Annotated in this window: 16 protein-coding genes; 2 read left to right on the forward strand and 14 right to left on the reverse strand. The window is 69.1% G+C overall.

The window, feature by feature from the left end; genetic code table 11:
- Nucleotides 1-106: 106 nt before the first annotated feature.
- The 7 genes from AB5I40_RS24690 to AB5I40_RS24720 all read right to left on the reverse strand — a co-directional run bounded on the left by AB5I40_RS24690 (nt 107) and on the right by AB5I40_RS24720 (nt 7,934).
- Nucleotides 107-946: an SDR family oxidoreductase gene (locus AB5I40_RS24690; protein ID WP_370932428.1), complete on the reverse strand. Its 840-nt coding sequence runs from the start codon at nt 944-946 to the stop codon at nt 107-109.
- Entirely contained in the window at nt 943-1,875 is a 933-nt protein-coding gene (locus tag AB5I40_RS24695; protein WP_370932429.1) for a patatin-like phospholipase family protein, read from the reverse strand. Before AB5I40_RS24695 ends, AB5I40_RS24690 begins: the two co-directional genes overlap by 4 nt.
- 69 nt (nt 1,876-1,944) lie before the next feature.
- A complete protein-coding gene (locus tag AB5I40_RS24700; RefSeq protein ID WP_370932430.1) occupies nt 1,945-3,135 on the reverse strand; it encodes a GGDEF domain-containing protein in 1,191 nt (396 codons plus the stop codon).
- A gap of 175 nt (nt 3,136-3,310) precedes the next feature.
- Nucleotides 3,311-4,525 carry an MFS transporter gene (locus AB5I40_RS24705; RefSeq protein ID WP_370932431.1) on the reverse strand — a complete coding sequence of 405 codons (1,215 nt, stop codon included), beginning with the start codon at nt 4,523-4,525 and terminating at the stop codon, nt 3,311-3,313.
- Nucleotides 4,526-4,766: 241 nt separating this feature from the next.
- On the reverse strand, nt 4,767-5,093 hold the full coding sequence (locus AB5I40_RS24710; RefSeq protein ID WP_370932432.1) for a hypothetical protein: 327 nt from the start codon (nt 5,091-5,093) through the stop codon (nt 4,767-4,769).
- Between the two features lie 109 nt (nt 5,094-5,202).
- Entirely contained in the window at nt 5,203-6,804 is a 1,602-nt protein-coding gene (locus AB5I40_RS24715) for a carboxylesterase/lipase family protein (protein WP_370932433.1), read from the reverse strand.
- Nucleotides 6,805-7,034: 230 nt separating this feature from the next.
- Nucleotides 7,035-7,934, reverse strand: a complete 900-nt coding sequence (locus tag AB5I40_RS24720; protein ID WP_370932434.1) for a LysR family transcriptional regulator — start codon at nt 7,932-7,934, stop codon at nt 7,035-7,037.
- A 126-nt stretch (nt 7,935-8,060) separates the two neighbouring features.
- On the opposite strand from AB5I40_RS24720, the gene AB5I40_RS24725 reads away from it, so the two are divergent.
- Complete coding sequence (locus AB5I40_RS24725; RefSeq protein WP_370932435.1) at nt 8,061-9,050, forward strand: NADP-dependent oxidoreductase; 990 nt, start codon at nt 8,061-8,063, stop codon at nt 9,048-9,050.
- Nucleotides 9,051-9,090: 40 nt separating this feature from the next.
- Here AB5I40_RS24725 and AB5I40_RS24730 read toward each other — a convergent pair whose 3' ends face one another.
- The 7 genes from AB5I40_RS24730 to AB5I40_RS24760 all read right to left on the reverse strand — a co-directional run bounded on the left by AB5I40_RS24730 (nt 9,091) and on the right by AB5I40_RS24760 (nt 16,823).
- Nucleotides 9,091-9,495: a hypothetical protein gene (locus AB5I40_RS24730; RefSeq protein WP_354738868.1), complete on the reverse strand. Its 405-nt coding sequence runs from the start codon at nt 9,493-9,495 to the stop codon at nt 9,091-9,093.
- Between the two features lie 8 nt (nt 9,496-9,503).
- Entirely contained in the window at nt 9,504-12,974 is a 3,471-nt protein-coding gene (locus AB5I40_RS24735) for a hypothetical protein (protein ID WP_370932436.1), read from the reverse strand.
- Nucleotides 12,974-13,306, reverse strand: coding sequence for a hypothetical protein (locus AB5I40_RS24740; protein WP_370932437.1), 333 nt, complete (start codon nt 13,304-13,306; stop codon nt 12,974-12,976). Before AB5I40_RS24740 ends, AB5I40_RS24735 begins: the two co-directional genes overlap by 1 nt.
- A 1-nt stretch (nt 13,307) precedes the next feature.
- On the reverse strand, nt 13,308-13,565 hold the full coding sequence (locus AB5I40_RS24745; protein ID WP_344287866.1) for an acyl carrier protein: 258 nt from the start codon (nt 13,563-13,565) through the stop codon (nt 13,308-13,310).
- Nucleotides 13,558-15,165: a fatty acyl-AMP ligase gene (locus AB5I40_RS24750; RefSeq protein WP_370940598.1), complete on the reverse strand. Its 1,608-nt coding sequence runs from the start codon at nt 15,163-15,165 to the stop codon at nt 13,558-13,560. The genes AB5I40_RS24745 and AB5I40_RS24750 overlap by 8 nt, the downstream gene beginning before the upstream one ends.
- Nucleotides 15,166-15,255: 90 nt before the next feature.
- Complete coding sequence (locus AB5I40_RS24755) at nt 15,256-16,455, reverse strand: RNA polymerase sigma factor (protein WP_370932438.1); 1,200 nt, start codon at nt 16,453-16,455, stop codon at nt 15,256-15,258.
- Nucleotides 16,452-16,823 (reverse strand): YciI family protein, encoded by a 372-nt coding sequence (locus tag AB5I40_RS24760; RefSeq protein ID WP_370932439.1) that lies wholly within the window; start codon nt 16,821-16,823, stop codon nt 16,452-16,454. The genes AB5I40_RS24755 and AB5I40_RS24760 overlap by 4 nt, the downstream gene beginning before the upstream one ends.
- Before the next feature lie 104 nt (nt 16,824-16,927).
- Between AB5I40_RS24760 and AB5I40_RS24765 the strand changes: the two genes are divergently transcribed.
- On the forward strand, nt 16,928-17,449 hold the full coding sequence (locus tag AB5I40_RS24765; protein WP_370932440.1) for a hypothetical protein: 522 nt from the start codon (nt 16,928-16,930) through the stop codon (nt 17,447-17,449).
- Nucleotides 17,450-17,564 lie beyond the last annotated feature (115 nt).

Here is a 17,564-nt window from a genome sequence, read left to right on the forward strand (position 1 = left end):
CGCTTTCGTACGCCGTCGTGAAGCGTTCCTCGCCGAGGGCCAGTCGGCCGCGGTGCGGGTCAGCGCGCAGCTGCTCGCCGCGGCTTGGCTGCGCCTGGTCGCCTGGCTAGCGCCGGGATCCTTGCTGTGCCTCGAGATTCGCCCGGTACGCCGTCCGTTCCGGGCGGTCCGAGTGCAGCGCGCGATCGTCGCGGACCAGCCGCCGGATGCGGTTGAGGACCGGCTCGGGAGTGACTCCCGCGGCCGCGGCGAGCACGCCGACGTAACCGGGAACGGCGATTTCGGCGCGGCGGTTGCGCACCGAATCGACGACCGCCCTGGCGACGTCTTCCGGCTGCACCTTCGGAATCGGCCGCATGTCCAGGCCCGAGGCGAGCGCGGTGTCGACGGCCGACGGCAGCACGGCGGTGATGCTGACGCCCGCGTCCGCGAACTCCAGGCGCGTCGCGGCGCTCAGCCCGACGACGGCGAACTTGGTGGCGTTGTAGACGGCCAGCCCCTTGACCGGGAACTTGCCCGCCAGCGACGCGACGTTGACGACGTGGCCGAAACCGCGTTCGACCATGCCCGGCAGCGCCAGTTTCAGGCCGTTGAGGACGCCGCCGAGGTTGACGTCGATCTGCAGCCGGTCGGTGGCGTCGGAGAGTTCGAGGAACCCGCCGTTCGGCATGAGACCGGCGTTGTTCACCAGCACGTGCAACGGTCCGTGGGCTTTCTCGGCCGCGGCGACGAAGGACGCGAACGAGTCGCGGTCGGCGACGTCGAGGTGGTGGGCGGTGCCGCCGATCATCTCCGCAGTTTCCTCGGCAGCCGCCTTGTTGAGGTCGCCGATCGCGACGCGCGCGCCCTTGCCGGCGAACAACTTCGCCACTGCACGGCCGATCCCGGCACCGCCGCCGGTGATCGCGACGGACGCGCCGTCGAGGTCGATCTTGGGGTAGGTCATCGGGTCGCTCCTTGCTCGATGGCGGCGCGGACGCGCGCTGGGGTCAGAGTGCGGCAGGCGCGGAGCACGTCGGCGCGGCGGCGCAGGTCCATGAAATTCGGGCCCATGACGTCCAGTTCGGCCTGGCCCGGTTCGATCCGGAGCACCCGAACACCAGCGGCGCGGAGTTGCTTGACCTCGACGTCGACGCGTCTTGTCATCGCGTGCCGGGCGAGCCGTTCGATCCGGGCGAAGCCGCGCCCGGGTGCGCCGCCGGAGGTGGACATCGGCGGAATGAGCACGACCTCCTCGACGCCGGTCGGGAGGACGAGGTCGGCGGACGTCGGCGAGACGGTGCCGCCGTCGACGTACTTGCGGCCGATGACGGCGACCGGCGGGAACCATCCGGGAATCGCCCAGGACGCGGCTATGGCGGTGCCGAGGTCTGTCCGGTGCGAATTCCCGAACGCGACCCGCTCCCCCGTGCGGATGTCGGCTCCGACGAGCCAGGTCCGCGGATGATCGACCCAGCCGTCGGCGTTGGCGAGCGCGGTGCCGAGATCGCGCAGCCATCCGGCGTCGCCACGTCCTCTCGGCAGCACCCCGGCGAGCCCGGCCAGCAGGTCGACCCGACCGCGCAACGCTGCGGCGGTGAGGCCGAGACCAGGCCAAACCGGTGTCGGCAACGGCGGCAGCATGCCCGGATGCTGGGCGAGGTGGTGCACCACGCGCTCGTCGGCAGGCTCCCCGCGCAGCGCGGCCAGGATCTCGCCGACCCCGATGCCCGAGCCGAGCAACGCCGCCATCTCCGCGCCCGCGGACGTGCCGACCAGGACGTCGGCGTCGCGCGCGTCCCAGCCCAGCTGCTCCTCGACCGCGGCGAGGGCGGCAGCGGTCCAGGCGAAGCCGAGCGTGCCGCCACACCCGAGTGCCAGTGCGCGTGGGGTCATCGGCCACCTCTGCGGAATCACGTGTCAGTGGCGGAACCGTATGTCATTTTCGCGGCGAAGGCAATCCGGTCAGACGAGGTCGGCGCTGCTGACGACCTTGTTGCGGCCGGTGTTCTTCGCGTTGTAGAGCGCCTGATCGGCCGCGTGGACGAGGCGATCGATGGCGGACCCGGACTCGGGGTAGGTCGCGATGCCGATCGAGGCCGAAAGCCCGTCGATCGTCTTCGTGCCGTTCAGGTCGGGCACCTCCACGGTGAGCCGCTCGATGGCTTCGCGGACGCGTTCGGCGACGACCCGGACGGCTGGCCGACGGGTGTCGGTCAGCAGAACCACGAACTCCTCGCCGCCGAACCGGCCCACCGAGTCGTAGTCGCGCACCGCGCCGGTGATCGCGGTGGCGACGGCGCGCAGGACGGCGTCGCCGCTGAGGTGCCCGTGCTGGTCGTTGATCCGTTTGAACCGGTCGAGGTCCACCATCAGCACGCCGAAACTGGAGTCCGCCCGCTGCGCCCGGTCGAGCTCACGGGCGGCGAGGGTGTGCCAGCCGGTGGTATTGAAGAGACCGGTCTTCTCGTCGGTGGTCGCGGCGATTTCCAGTTGTTTCACGAGGACCGCACGGTGGATGACGAGCAGCGGAGGCAGGACGCAGAGGGCCAGCTCGGCCATGGTCGTCACGGCGAGCGCGGTCAGGATGCCGAGGCAGAGGGTGGCGGCTTCGAGGAGATTGTCGCCCCAGCCGCCGAAAAGGGTGCGCAGTGAGCGATCCGAGGCGTCGAGCCCGGGGACGGTGATGAGGGCTGCGATGACGAAGTACGCGGCGGCGGTGAGGGCGAGGCTGCCGAAACCGGTCCAGCCGGCGTGCAGGGCGTCGTCGAGGTTGGGGGTGGCGGTCTGGGAGAAGACAGCGGCGGCGGCTTGGCAGGTGACGATTACTAGGGCGGCGTTGAATACCACGCGGAATGCCGGGACGCGGCGGATCCGGTAGAGACTTCGGGTCGCCAGGTGCAGATAAAGGATCGTGACGAGCCCCGTGACGAGCGCCGGAGGCAGCAGAAGCACGCCGGAGAAACTCCACACCGACGTCAGGTTGATGTGCGGGGTGCCCGACATGAGCCGCCGCAGCCGCTCGACTTTGCGGCCTAGTTCGGCTTGCAGCAAACCCAATCCGGCTAGCAGGCCGAAAACGAGAAAGTCCTCGCCGGAGAACCGTCCGGCGAGGACTGCGGCCACGGTCGTGCCCGCCGCGGCTGTCTCGATCACCAGGCAGTAGGCGATCAGGCCGCGTCGCTGAGTCCAGAGTTTCCACTGCCGGAGGGACGCTGCACCGCGGATGCGCCGCGGCGTTCTGTCTTCCGTGCTGATGTCAGCCATAATCAATTCGATGTCCCCCGGCGGGAAAGGAGAAGCTGACGTGCGCAACCGCGAGACGTAGCCATCATCCCGCCAAAGCAGGCCGGGCCGGTTGGGCCCGGTGCCACGCCACAGCAATAGGAATCGCGACGAGCGCTCCGGCCAGACCCGCGAACGCGATGGCGTGGGCCGGGCCGATCGCGTCGGCGAGGACGCCCGACGCGAGCGCGCCCAGCCCCTGAACGGTGGTCAGCCCGGCTGACAACACGCCCGATCCTTGTGCCCGGTGGGCATCCGGGAGCCGCCGGACGAACGAGGCGGTGCCCTGGATGTTGTAGGCGGTCGCGAAAAAACCGGACAGTGCGAACAGGAGCATCGACACGACAAGGCCGGGATTCGCGAACACGGCGACGAGCGGCACTCCGGCGAGAATGCCGAGCACTCCGATGACCCGGATCTGAACGGGTTCGGGAACCTGGCTGAAGGCGATGCCGCCGACGATGCTCCCGACCGGGTCCGCGGCCATCAGAAGCCCGACGCTCGCCGCGCTGGCGCCAAGGCTGTTCGCGAAAGGCGCGGCGAGCGCTTCCGGCACCACGTAAAACCCGGCGAGCCAGCACAACGCCAGCAGCGCCATCAGCGCGGGATCTCGAACGATCACCCTTGCGCCGTCGAGAAGCGACGCACCGAAAGGGCGGCGCTCAGCCCCTTGCGCGGCAGGCCGTCGACGCACTCCCATCCGGACGAACGCCGCGGAAACCACGAACGTCAGCGCGTCCACCACAAGGCCGCCCTGCGCGCTCAGCCCGGCGACCAGGACGCCGCCGCCGGCGAAACCGGCCAATTGCGCGGTCTGGATCGTGATGTTCCGGATCGCCATTCCGGTCGTGTACTTCTCGCCTTCGAGCACGTCCGGAAGCAGCGCTTGCTGTGCCGCTTTGAACGGACCGTGCAACAGCGTCGTCGCGACGACCAGCACGCACAGCAGCCACAACGGCATGCCCGGCAAAGCCATCAGCCCGACCAGCACAGCGCGGGCCACATCGGCGGCCACCATCACCGTGCGGCGCGGGAACCGGTCGCCGAGACCCGCGAGCAGCACTCCGCCGAAGAGCGACGGAACGAAAGTCAGCGCATAGGTCAAACCGGTCAACGCGGCCGATTCGGTCCGCTGATAGACAAGAATCGCCAACGCGACGCGCGCCAGCTGGTCTCCGGCATTGGAGAACAGCTCCGCGGCCCACAGGGCGCGAAACTCCCGGACCCGGAAAACCGATCTGAATGTCGCCCGCTGTCCCATGCCGCCCCCTCTGCCCTGGCTAACAGCGCGTCCCCCGACGAACCACCTACAGTAGTCGCCGCCATCCACACTGTCAGCAGAGTTCGGGGAAATTACGTGCCAGAGCAGGGAGCACTCAGCTTCCGCTACGAAAAACGTTGGCGCGGTCCGGTTTTCTTACTATCTCGCCTGTATTTTTTCTTGTCTTGTCAGCTAATTGGCGAACCGGGTGCGCCGAACGGATCGGCGCACCCGGCACGGATCACTTCGAGGGCAGCGGCTGCGGCTTGCCGCCGTCGAGGAGGCCGTACGGCAGGATGCTGTCCGGGGTTCCGGTGATCGCACCCGCCGGGTTGTTCATCAGGCCGGTGACGAAGTTGGCGCCGGATCCGTTTGGCGAGGGCAGCAGGAAGCCGAGCGTGCCCGCGCCTCCGGCCAGGCCGCCGACCAGGTCTCCGACCCCGCCGAGGCCGCTGTTGGCGCTCGGGCTCGATCCCGGGCTGTCCTGTCCGGGTGCGGCTTGGGCCGTCGCGGTGGACAGGAAGACCAGTGCCAGCCCCAGTCCGAGGCCCCCGAGTACACGCTTCACGAAACTGCTCCTTGTTTGAAGTGTTGTCCGGTAACGCGACTCAGGGTTGTCGGCGGCGAGCAGGGCTGCCACTGGAGACCGGGTAAAGCGCCCGATCGTGCAAGGCTGGTCAGTGATGGAAGGGGGTCAACGGGTCCCAGAGTTCCGCACAATGGTGCTGGCGCGGGATTTCCGTGGTGAGCTGACTGTCTCCGGCGGCGTTGAGCGCCAGCACGACAGGATTGTCCTTTGTGTACGGATCCCATTGCGGAGCGCCGTCCACAGTGGGATTTCCGGTGCGCGCGAAGCCGGACCACTGCGTCAGAAGCTGATCGGCGAGTGCCTGCTGGTTGGGCGTGAGCTGGACGCCGTCCGGGAACATCAGCTGCCATTCGGCGACGTGGTAGGCGCCGTTCGGTTTGGCGGGGTCGACGAAGAATTGCGGCGGTATGTCGGTGTCGTCGACCTGGTAGGCGAAGACCGGGATGTGCTGCGACAGTCGTGCGTCGTTGATCAGTGCGGGGCAGACCGAGTTGGAGTCGGCGACGGCGGTCCGGTAGGCGAGGAACGGGGCTGGCGCGGGGTAACGCTTCAGCGGATAGGTCTTGCGGACCTCGTCGGCGTGCTTTCCGTACTGTTGCTCCATGAATTTGTCGTAATCGGCCGCGGTTTCAGCGAACGGCAGTTGGGTTTCGTCGCGGTCGACGCCGTGCATCAGGCTTACGTGATTGACGTACCCGGTAGCGAAAGCCTCGGCGGGCGACATCGGCAGCGTCTTGCCGTCGACGATCGGTGCGACCGTGCCGTTGTCCGGGTTTCTCCCGTGGTCGGCCTGTTTGAGAACCGCTGCTGCGGGCAACGCACGCAGGCAGGCGGCGGTGGAACAACCCAGTGCAGTGGCGAATCGCGCGCCCTTTTGCTGCGCTTGTTCCTCGGTGGGCAGGTTTGCTTTGCAGTCCTGCGTTTGCCAGATGATGTCGACTCCGAGCAGCGAGTTGTACTCCCCGCTTTGGCTGATGCCGCGCTTGAACAGCCCCGCCGACGCCGGCGAAGCGGTGTGCGCACACACGCTCGAACCACCCGCGGAATCACCGTAGATCGTGACGTTGTGCGGGTCGCCGCCGAACTTCGCGATGTTGCGTTGCACCCAGCGGAGCGCGGCTTGCTGATCCTGAAGTCCGTAGTTGCCCGCGTGCGCGCCGAACGATTCATGCGCCAGGAAGCCGAAAATCCCGAGCCGGTAGTTGAACTCCACGCTGATGACGTGCCCCGCGGTCACGAGACGGCTCGCGTCCGTCGGCTTCCACAACAGGAATCCGCCGCCGTGGATCTGCACCATGACCGGAAGCGGACCGGGACCCGCGTCGGCCGGTACGCGAACGGTCAGGTTGAGGCAATCCTCGTTGGCCGACCCCGGACCGGTTCCGGACGGCTGCGGGCACTCGCTGCCCTCCTCGGTCGCGGCGAACGGCTCGGTCCAGTGCGCGGGCCGCTGCGGCGCCGCCCAGCGCAACTCGCCGACCGGCGGCGCGGCGTAGCGAATTCCTTGCCACGACTTGATCTCCGCGTTCGCGACCCCGCACACTGGGCCGTCGTCGGTGGTCACCGCGGTGCCCGGCGAACACGCGGGCGCGCTCGCCTTGGTGGCCAGCGCCGCGGACCCGGCCAGCGACAGCACCGCCCCCACGACGACCGCCACTGCCGCGGCGGCTGCCTTTCCGTCGAATCTCATCCGTCCTCCTTCGCTCCCGCCTGGCCGGGGAGGCCGAACGAACGACGAGCAGCAACCACGCACCGAACAGGCGGTTTACCGGCATGGGCTCGACCAATGACCAGCTCCGGGCCATTGCCGCGGGCACGAGTCCCGCGTGCCTCCAGTCTGACCGCCGCGCGGGGAGGCACAACCTCCGTTCGGGCGCGCGGAACTGTCAAATTCCCGGGGACGATGGTCTTTGTCAGGGATCAGACCGCGTTTTCCTTGACTGCGTGCACCTCTGCCGCCGCCCGCAATTCGCGTACCAATTCGCGGACCGCGAGGGACTGGGCACCGGCGTAAGTGGCCACGTACCCGATTCGCCGGGTAGGCGGGTCGGCGATGGGGGTGACCGCGACTCCCGGCGGGATGGCGGCGAGGGTCAGCTTCGGCAGGACTGCCATGCCAATCCCTTGTGCCACCATGGAAAGCACTACCCCGTCGTCGGCGACCTCCATTTTCGCCGAAGGCAGCCAGTCCTGCCGAGCCCACCAGGACCGCGTGTAAGAAGAGCAGTTTTCCGGCCAGTCGAGCAGCGGCAGAGCGCGCGAATCGGCCAGGGCGGCGGGGTTCACCAGGAAGTACGGCTCCCGGAACAGTTCTCCGGCGACCAGGCCCGGCGGCGGGATTTCGTCCTCGCCGAGGGTGGCGATGGCGACGTCCGCACGTCCGTCGGCGACCTCGCCCGCGGTGCCGCGGCCTAGTTCGGGGACGATCAGCACCTGCGGGTTCAGACCGGAATGCTTGGCAGTCAAGCGTTCCAGCGCCGCGGGCAGGAGATGTGCGGCCGCGCTGCGGAAAGCGGCGATGCGCAACGGTCCGGTGAGGGTTCCGGCTGCCGCGCCCCGGGCTTCGGCGCGGAGAACGTCGAGTTGGCGCAGGATCAGCCTGGCGTGCACGAGGGCGCGGGCACCGGCCGCGGTCGGGCGGGCACCCGTTCGGCCGCGGTCGAAGAGGATGGCGCCGACCTTGCGTTCGCAGGTCCGGACGGCGTGCGAGACCGCGGACTGGGTGAGACTCAGTTCGGCGGCCGCGGCGGTGAAGCTGCCGGTGCGTTCCACCGCGAGCAGCAGGCGCAACTCGCCCGGCGTGAGGTCGACAGCATCCATGCGGCCAGCTTAGCCGTGGCCATGAGCGAGATTCATGGATTGGCGCGGTCCATCGATGCGGAGGTCTGCTCGCACGGCTTCGACGCGCCTAAATTGCTGGTCAGAGCCATTCATGAAGGAGATCCCGTGTCACTGACCGCCGTTCGCCAGGTCCGCCGTCCCGAGGGCGCGCCCAGTGCCGCCGACTTCGAGTTCGTCACCCAGCCGCTGCCTCGCCTCGCGGACGGCCAGGTGCTCGTGGAGAACCGGTACCTGTCCGTCGATCCGTACATGCGCGAGTTCATGGAATGGGGCGGATGGGAGCTCGGCGCGGGTCTGGAGGGACGCACGATCGGCGAGGTCGTCGAGTCGAAGGAGCCGACGCTGCCGGTCGGCACAACGGTGTTCCACCGGCACGGCTGGGCTACCCACGCCGTCCTCACCACCGCCGACGTCCGCACGATCACCCCGGCGGACGGCGTTCCGCTGAGCGCCTACCTCGGGATTCTCGGCGGGACCGGGCTCACCGCGTACGTCGGCCTGACCCGGATCGCGCAGCTGCGGCCCGGCGACGACGTCTTCATTTCCGCGGCAGCCGGTGCGGTGGGGAGCGCGGCCGGGCAGATCGCCCGGTTGCTCGGCGCGGGTCGGATCGTCGGCAGCGCGGGATCCGCGGCGAAGGTCGAGCACCTCACCCGTGACCTCGGTTTCGACGCCGCCTTCAATTACCACGACGGTCCGGTCGCCGACCTGCTCGCGAAAGCAGCCCCGGACGGGATCGACGTGTACTTCGACAACGTCGGCGGGGACCACTTGGCCGCCGCGATCGACGTCCTGCGCGAACGCGGCCGGGTCGCTTGGTGCGGTTCAGTCGCGCAGTACAACAGCCTGCGCACGCCGCCGAGCGCGCCGCACAATCTGTTCGACGTCGTCGGGAAAAGCCTTCGCATCGAAGGGTTTCTGGTGCGCAATCACCTCGACGCGCGCGAGGAGTTCGAGAAATTCCTGATCCCGCACGTCCGCAGCGGGCAGGTGCTCGTGAATGAGACTGTGACAGAAGGGTTTTCCAGCATCGTGGACGCGTTCATCGGGATGCTGCGCGGAGAAAACGTCGGGAAGATGCTGGTGCGAGCCTGACCGGCGGGAGGGGCCGCGAAGCCCCTCCCGGGTCAGAACCTCAATCGCGCCAACGGTTGTTGAGGAAGGCGTCGTCGTCCTCGTCGTCTTCCACCGGACGCGGGCGGCGCGCCGGACGACGCGGAGCCTCGCTTCGCGGGGCGGGCTGGTTCGGAGTCACCGCGAACGGGGACGCCGAACCGGGCTCGTTGCCGAACTCGTCGGAATCGAACGCCGAGGGCGGCTCAGTGCTCGGCCGGTCCGTGCTCCATCCGGACTTGGTCTTGCGCTTCCCCATCTCCCGCCGGTGCTGGACGTACCGTTCGGCCGCCTGCGCCTGCTTTGTCATGTATTCCTGGGACTGCGCCTTGACTTCCTCGGCTTTCTGCTCGCGCAGCGCGCGGCGGTCAGCCTGCTCGCGGACCAGCGCGTCCAGTTCGGCCTGCATCGCGGCGGTTTCGCTCATGCGTCCTCCTACCTGGTCCGGATGATCGGCGCGTCGTCGTCATCGTCGAGTGAACCAGTGATCCGGCTGGCGGGTTCGACGAGGTTGTCGAAGACCGCGCCCTCCACCCGGTACGCCGCGCGCCGCTCGGTCTCGCCGCCGCCACCGCCGCCGTGTCCGCCGCCCATCGCGCCCATGCCGGGCATCCCGCTGCCGCCGGGCTGACCCTGGCCGCCGGGATGGTCGCCCGCCGGTTGCGAGAACCCACCGCCGGTTTGGGTGCCGGCGATGGGCGTGCTGTCGACCCCGACCATGGGCCCGCCGTGCAGCGGAGCGCTCGGGGCGCCCGCGGGCACGCCCGGACCGCCGCTGTGCGAGATCTCCGGACCGGGGCCGCCCTCGATCGGGTGACCCGGCGCCCCGCTCGTGACGCCGTGGTGCAGCGGCTGGGCCGGACCGCCCGCGGGGTGTCCCGGAACGTCCGCATTCCCCGGGCCGCCGCCCGCCGGATGCGCCGGATCGCCTGCCGGGTGCCCGCCGGTGTGCGAGATTTCCGGACCCGGCCCGCCTTCCAGCGGATGTCCCGGGTGCCCGCCGAGCGGGTCGCCGAAGTGCGAGATTTCCGGGCCCGGTCCGCCTTCCAGCGGACGTCCCGGATGCCCGCCGAGCGGGTCGCCCGTGTGCGACATCTCCGGGCCCGGACCGCCTTCCAGCGGACGCACCGGGTGGCTGCTGCTGGGCGAAGCTCCGCCGTGCCCGTTGCCGTCGGGTCCCTTGTGCTCGCCGCCGTGCTTACCGGGACCGTCGTCGTGCTGGCCGGGGCCGTCGCCAGCGTGGTGCCGCCCGGTCTCGGGGCGGTGGTCGACCTCGTGCACGCCCTGCTGCTTGTCCTCCTCGCCGAGCGTGTAGGTCGTCGGGTTGCCCTTGCCGTCGTCGACCGTGACGACGGTGGGCCCGTTCGGCCCGTCCGGCCGCTCGGCGGTGATCTTCGTGTCGCCGTCGCGGAGGTGGATCTTGCCGTCCGGACCGGGGTGGTGGACCTCGTCGCCGTGCTGCTGGCCGCCCCCGCCGTCGTGCGCGGACTTGTCGTCGGACCAGTCGATCTTGAAGTCCTTGGCGGGACCGGAACCCTCGCCGATCTTGATGTCCATCTTGCCGTCGTGGTCCGGCTCGGACATTTCGAAGGTCTTGTCGCCCTGCTTGACCTTCAGGACATCCCGGCCGTCGTCGTCCGGTTTGCCGTCGTGGTTTTTGTCCTCGCCCGGTTTGCCGTCGTGACCCTTGCCGTCGTCATCGGGCTTGCCGTCGTGGTTCTTGTCCTCGCCCGGTTTGCCGTCATGGCTCTTGCCGTCGTCATCGGGCTTGCCGTCGTGGTTCTTGTCCTCGCCGGGCTTGCCGTCTTCGCCGCCGGGGCCGCCGTCGGCGGGGTCGGTCTTGATCGGCGGACCGTCGACCGGACCGCCGCCGCCGGGGGAACCGCCGCCGCCCTTGTCGCCAGGGCTCTTGTCGTCGCCAGGACCCTTGTCGTCCGGGCCCTTGCCGTCGGGACCCTTGCCGTCGGGGCCGGTCGAACCGGGTTCGCCGCCGCCGGGACCGCCGAGCGGAGCGCCGCCGTGGCTGCCCTGCGAGTCCTTCTTCAGCGCGTCCATCGCGGCCTCGGCCTTTTGCTTGGCCTCGGCCTGGGCCTTCTGCTTGGCCTCTTGTTCGGCCCGCTGCTTGGCCTCTTCGTCGGACTGGGTGTGGTCCTGTCCGCCGTCCGAACCCGACCCACCGGGACCCGAACCACCCGGACCCGAACCACCGGGGCCAGACCCGCCGCCGGAGCCGCCGCCGGAATCGGTCTTGATCGGCGGGCCGTCCACCGGACCGCCCCCGCCGGTCCCGCCGCCGGGACCACCGCCCGAACCGCCGCCGAGCGGACCACCGCCAGGCGAATCGGACGGGACGTCGAGGTCGGGAACCTTCCCGCCGCCCCCGCCGGAGCCAGAACCGCTGCCGGACCCGCCACCCGAGCCGGATCCGCCGCCGGTGCCGCCACCAGTACCGCCGCCGATGCCGCCGGGACCACCGCCAGTACCACCGGTGTGGTCGCCCTGCGGCGTGTCCGAACCGGACCCGCCGCCGTAACCGCCACCGGAACCGCCGCCATGCCCGCCGCCGGGACCGCCCGGGCCGTTGCCGTTGCCGTTGCCCTGACTGCCGCCGTAACCGTTGCCCTTGTTGTTGCCGCCAGGCCCCTGACCGCCACCGCCAGGACCGCCGCCGCCGGGACCCCCGGGACCACCAGAACCGCCCGAGCCGCCGGCACCGCCGTCCTTGGCGCCCTCGAACTTGTTCTTGATCTTGCCCATCTCTTTGTCGAGAGTGTCGTAGGCCTTGTCGACGAGGTCCTTGGCGTCCTTGCAGGCCTTCTCGAAGCCCTTGTAGACGTTGTCCCACATGTCGGGGTTGAACTGGTTCATGATCCACTGCTTGGCGAGGTCCTTGCCGTGGCTCTGGATCTCGTCGTCGTCGCAGCAGCCCTGGTCGTTGAGGGTGTTGACCAGGTTGGTGCCGAAGTTGTAGTCCATCCAGCCGGCGATCTGGGCCAGGTCGTTGACGCTGCCGTGCTCGCCGTTGGCGACCGCGACGACCTTCTGCGCCATCGTGTAGTCGGCCTTGCCGACCTGGTCCCGGTACAGCGCGATGACCTGGTCGGCCTTCCCCTTGCACAGGTCGAACAGCGTCTTCGTGGTCGCCAGCGTCGCTTCGCTGGCGTGGTTGAGGTCGTCGCCGAGCTTCGCGGCCTTCTTCTGGATGCTCTCGTTGTACTTGTCCGACGCCGCGTCGGCGCCAGCTCCGGTCCAGGTCCCGAACAGAGTGCCCAGTTCGGTGCCGGTCTCGGTCAGCGTCGACTTCACGGTTTCCGAGCCGTGCTTGAAATGCATGGCGTCGTTGACGAAACTCTCGAAGCTGATCCCGCGCTGTTCGTCGAACGGACCGCGGATGTCCTTGTCGAGGTCGAGCTTGCGCGTGTTCCCCTTGCAATCGTCGGGGATCTTCTCGAGCAGGCCGCCGAAGGTCTCGAACACCCGCAGCGCGGCCGCGGCGGGGTCGAAGAGTTCGTCGGACGTCTTCGTGCCGGTGGCCGCGGCGTCCTTGCCTTCACCGGGGGCAGGCGGCTTCTTCTTGCCGAGCTCGTCCTTGCCCTGGTCGACGGCCTTTTTCTTCTCGTCCTGGTTGTAGCTGTTCTGCTGGCCCTTCTGCCGGGCCTCTTCGTAGACCTGCTCGAGCGGCGGGGCCCCGCCCGGCGCCGCGAACGGATTCTTCGGGATGGGGATGAACGTCCGTCCGTACGACTTGATGTACTTCGCGACGTCCTGGCCCTCATCGCCTTGGGGATTCGGGTGCTCGTGCACCCACGCCCGGAGCAGGCCGTCCTTCAGCTCCGGCGGCACCGCCGAGTTGTCGAGGAGCTTCTTGACGTCCGGCCACGTCTTCGGCTTGTTTTCGTCCGCCATCAGAGGATCCCGTCGACGCCGTTGCCGGTCTTGGTGATGTTGTCGGACTGGGTGTCCTCGTTCTTGCCGTAGGCCGACCCGGCGGTCTTGATGTTCGTGCCGAACGATTCGAGCGCCTTGCTGTAGCCGGAGAGCGCGCCCCACAGCTGTTTGGCGCCCTCGAGGTACTTGTCGGCGTGCGCCTGGTGCACCCGGCCGAACTTCTCCTTGGTCAGCTCGGAGTGTTCGAGGTCTGGATTGTCGTCAAGCAGCTTCTCCGCCAGGTCGCCGATGTTCTTCGACGCCGTCGACAACGCTTGGGTTGTCGCGGTGTACCCGCCCCCACCGCTCATTTCAGTGCTTCTCCTCAGCTCGGCTTGTTGCCAGGGCCTCCGCGAGCACGTCCGCCACGGATTCCACGTCGGTGAACCGATCGAGCTCGTCCAGATCGATCGACACGTCGTAGTAGATCTCCAGCGCCGCGAGAAGCCGGATCCGGCCCTTCGAGTCGATGCCGAGCTCCTCCAGCGGAGCGTCGGGCACGACGAGGGCCGGGTCGAGCCGGAAGGTGTCGCTGACGACCTTCGTGACCTCGGCGCAGTGATCACCCACGCACGCCACCGTAACGCGCTTTGGCGGCGGACCGGGCGACCTTCCCGCTGGAAGTGCGCGGAAGTCCGCCAGAAGGGACCAGGTGTACCGCACGGAGAGCGAGATCGTGCTCCCGCGACACCGCTCGCAGCACCGCCCGGGTCACGTCTTTGACCTCGGCTTCCGCGCCGCGAGCCCATTCCGCGACCACCATCGCGCCCTCGCCCTGGTCGTCGGCGACGCCGAACGCGGCGACCCGGTCGCGGCGGATCGCCGGATGCGCCTCGCCCGCCGCCGCTTCGAGGTCCTGCGGGTGGAAGTTGCGGCCGTCGACGACGATCAGGTCCTTGAGCCTGCCGGTGACGTAGAGGTCGCCGCGGTGGACGACGCCAAGGTCGCCGGTGCGCAGCCAGCCTTCGAGCCCGTCGAGGACGCCGCTGAACGCCTCCGCGTCGCCGCGTCCCCAGTAGCCGGACGCGACGTTCGGGCCGTGCACCCAGATCTCGCCGACCGCGTCCTCGGGCTGCTCGTGTCCGTCGTGGACGATCCGGACGAGCTGCCCGACCGGCCTTCCGACCGACATGACCGGCTGGCCGTCCAGCGTTTCGACGGCCCGCCCCTGGGCCAGGGCTTCCCGGTCAAGCACGGCGCCACGCGGCCCTTCGTCTCCCGCGCTCGCGACGTACACCGTGGCCTCGGCCAGCCCGTAGGACGGACGGTGCGCCTCGGGACGGAACCCGCGCGGGCCGAAGACCTCGTGGAACCGCTCGACCGTGCGCGGCCGGACGGGCTCGGCGCCGTTGAGCGCGACCCGGACGTCCGAGAGATCGAGGTCCTCCTCCGCGCCGACGTCAGCCGCGAGGTCGTAGGCGAAATTCGGGGCCGCGGTGAAGACGGCCGGGTAATCCGAGAGCTGGCGCAGCCACCGCTGCGGCCGGTGCACGAACTCCGCCGGGGACATGAACACCGACCGGCCGCCGACGTAAACAGGCAGGCACAGCAGCTGGATCAGGCCCATGTCGTGGAAGAACGGGATCCAGCCCGCGCAGGTCGTCTGCTCGTCCGAGGCGTAGGCCTGGCTGGCCTGCCAGCACGCCGCGACGATCGCCCGATGCGGGATCACCGCGCCCGCCGGTTCGCGCGTCGACCCCGACGTGTACTGCAGGTAGGCCGGGCTTTCCGGATCGACGCGGACCGGGTCGATGCCAGGTCCGGACAGCTCGTCCACCACCACGAGGTCGCCAGGATCGCTGAACTCGCGCACCTTCGCCGCCACGGCCGACGACGTCGCCCACACTCGCGCGCCGGAGTCGGCGAGGACGCCGGCGAGCCGGTCGGCCTGCGCGCGGTTCCCTGGCAGCATCAGCGGAACAGCGACCATCCCGGCGGCGAGAGCGCCGAAAAACGCCAGCGGGTAAGCGAGTTCCTGTCCGGCGAGGATCGCGACGCGCTCGCCCGGTTCCGCGACCCGGCGCAATTCCCCGGCCACGATCCGGACTTTCGCGGCGAACTCCGTCCACGTCAGCGTCTGCTCGACGCCTCGGGTGTGCTCTTGGTGGGTGAACAGCGGCCGTACGTCGTCCTCGCGGGCGAACAGCCGGTCCACGATCGAGACGTGCATGACCTCGTCAGGCACGCTCGCAGACGTCCGGGACACGCAGCGCAACCTACTCGAACTCGGGAGCCGCCCGCGAGGCCGGTCGCGGAGAATTCACTCGCGCACCTGGGCGGCCCGGGACTCCAGATAACGCTTCTCCGCGATACTCGCCGTCGCCTTGGCCGCGAGCCGGTAGTTCTCGTACGCGCCAGGCAAATCCCCGGCTTTCTCCAGCAAATGCGCCCGCACCGACAGCAACCGGTGATGCCGCGCCACCCGCTCTTCACCGTCCAATGTGGACAGCAGAGCGAGCCCGGCCTCAGGCCCCTCGGTTTCGGCGAGCGCGATCGCGCGGTTCAACGTGACGACCGGATTGGGCGCGATCCGTTCCAGGATCAGGTAAAGCGCGTGCACCTGCCGCCAGTTGGTCTCCTCCGCCGTCTCCGCGTCGGCGTGCGTCGCGGCGATGGCAGCCTGCAGCTGATACGGGCCGAGCTCCGAACCGGCCAATGACGCTTTCGCCAGTTCAGTGCCCTCGTCGAGCATCGCGCGATCCCAGGTTGAACGGTCCTGATCGGCCAGCGGGACCAGATCACCGGACGCCGTCGTACGGGCGGTGCGGCGGGCGTGAGTCAGCAGCATCAACGCGAGCAGACCGGTCACTTCGCTGTCGTCCGGCAGCCGCGCGTGCACCATCCTGGCCAGGCGAATCGCCTCGTACGCCAGGTCGGCGCGGTGCAGATCGCTGCCGGACGACGCGGTGTAGCCCTCGTTGAAAATCAGGTACAGCACCTGCAGCACGACGTTCAGCCGCTCCGGGCTTTCGGTGCCAGGGAACGAACTGCCCGCCGCCTTGATCCGCTGTTTGGCACGGCTGATCCGGGCAGCCATCGTGCCCTCCGGTACCAAAAACGCGCGGGCGATCTCGGCCGTGGTCAGTCTGCCGACCGCGCGCAGGGTCAACGCGGTCTGCGACGCCGGAGTCAGCGTCGGATGGCAGCACAGGAACAGCAGGAGCAGCGTGTCGTCGGTGTCCGGCACCTCGGGCGCGGCCTCGACGGCGTTCGCCAGCTCCCGCTCGCGGCGCGCCTGGTCGCTGCGCAACTGGTCGACATAGCGCCGGGACGCGACCGTCGACAGCCAGCCGCGCGGATTGTTCGGCACGCCCTCGACCGGCCACTGCTGCGAAGCGGCGAGGACGGCCTCCTGCACCGCGTCTTCGCACCCTTCGAACTGGCCGTACCGGCGCACCAACACGCCAAGAACCTGCGGCACGAGTTCGCGCAGCAGGTCCTCGACGGCGGGCGGGTTCACGCTTCCAATTGTCCTTCCGAGAACATCACCTGGCGAACCTCGACCCCCAGGCCTTCGATCGCGGCGTCCGGGATCTGCGCGGCCAGCTCGATCGCACGCTCCTTGCTCTCGACGTCGATCATGTAGTAGCCGCCGAGGAACTCCTTGGACTCGAGAAACGGCCCGTCGGTGACCACCGGCTGCCCGTTGCGGACCGACACCACCGCGGCCTGCGACGGGTCGGCGAGCGCCTGGGCGGCGATCAGCTCGCCGGACTTCTTCGTCGACTCCATGAACGCGGTGACGCCGTTGCCGAGGGCTTCCTTCTCCTCCTCGGTGAGCGCGTCGAGAACGGACTGATTGATGTGCAGGCTGATCAGGAACTTCATGGTCTTGCTCCTCGTGGTTTCGGGGTCTTACGGGGAGAGGTCGGAGACGCGGGGCGGTTCTGCACATGCCTCCGGAAAAAATTTTCGGCCGGTACCGTCCGCACATGAATTCGACCTCAGCGTGGACGACTCCGCTCATCGCGCTCGGCGGCGTACTGCTGACTCTGCTCGTGACAGTCTGGATGGACTACCGCAAAGCCCGGCGGGAGACCCGGTTCCAGTGGACCGCCCAGCTGCTCGAGCTGTACCGCGATTTCCTCGCCGCCTCCAACGACCTGCGCCAAGCCCCGGTCTGGCCGACCCCGCCCGACAGCCCGCCTCAGCCGGTCGACCCGCTGGTGGAACGGCTCCGCGCGGTGTCCGCGGAAGCCCGGCTGCTGGCACATCGCAACGTGACCGACCGGATGGCCGCGACAGTGACCACAGCCGAAACACTGCGCGACACCGTCACAGCCATCCGCACCTCCACCGAACCGGGACACAGCGGTGCGATCGACCAGCGGCGACGTCCCGAATACGACACCGCCCGCGCCTCGTTCTCCGCCGCCGTCGAGGACTTTCTCACCGCGGCCCGCGCCGACATCGATCTGCGCAGCCCCTTCAGCCGCACCAGCCAGCCGTCGTGAACCGGCCAGCATCCGGGCACATCGGAGGAACTATCGTTGAGCCAAGATCACGCCGTGCGACGAACAGGGGGGACAACACCGGATGTCCAGCGGAAACCCTCCCACGTCGAACACG

It is taken from the genome of Amycolatopsis sp. cg13 (assembly GCF_041346965.1).
In the GTDB taxonomy this organism is placed as follows: domain Bacteria; phylum Actinomycetota; class Actinomycetes; order Mycobacteriales; family Pseudonocardiaceae; genus Amycolatopsis.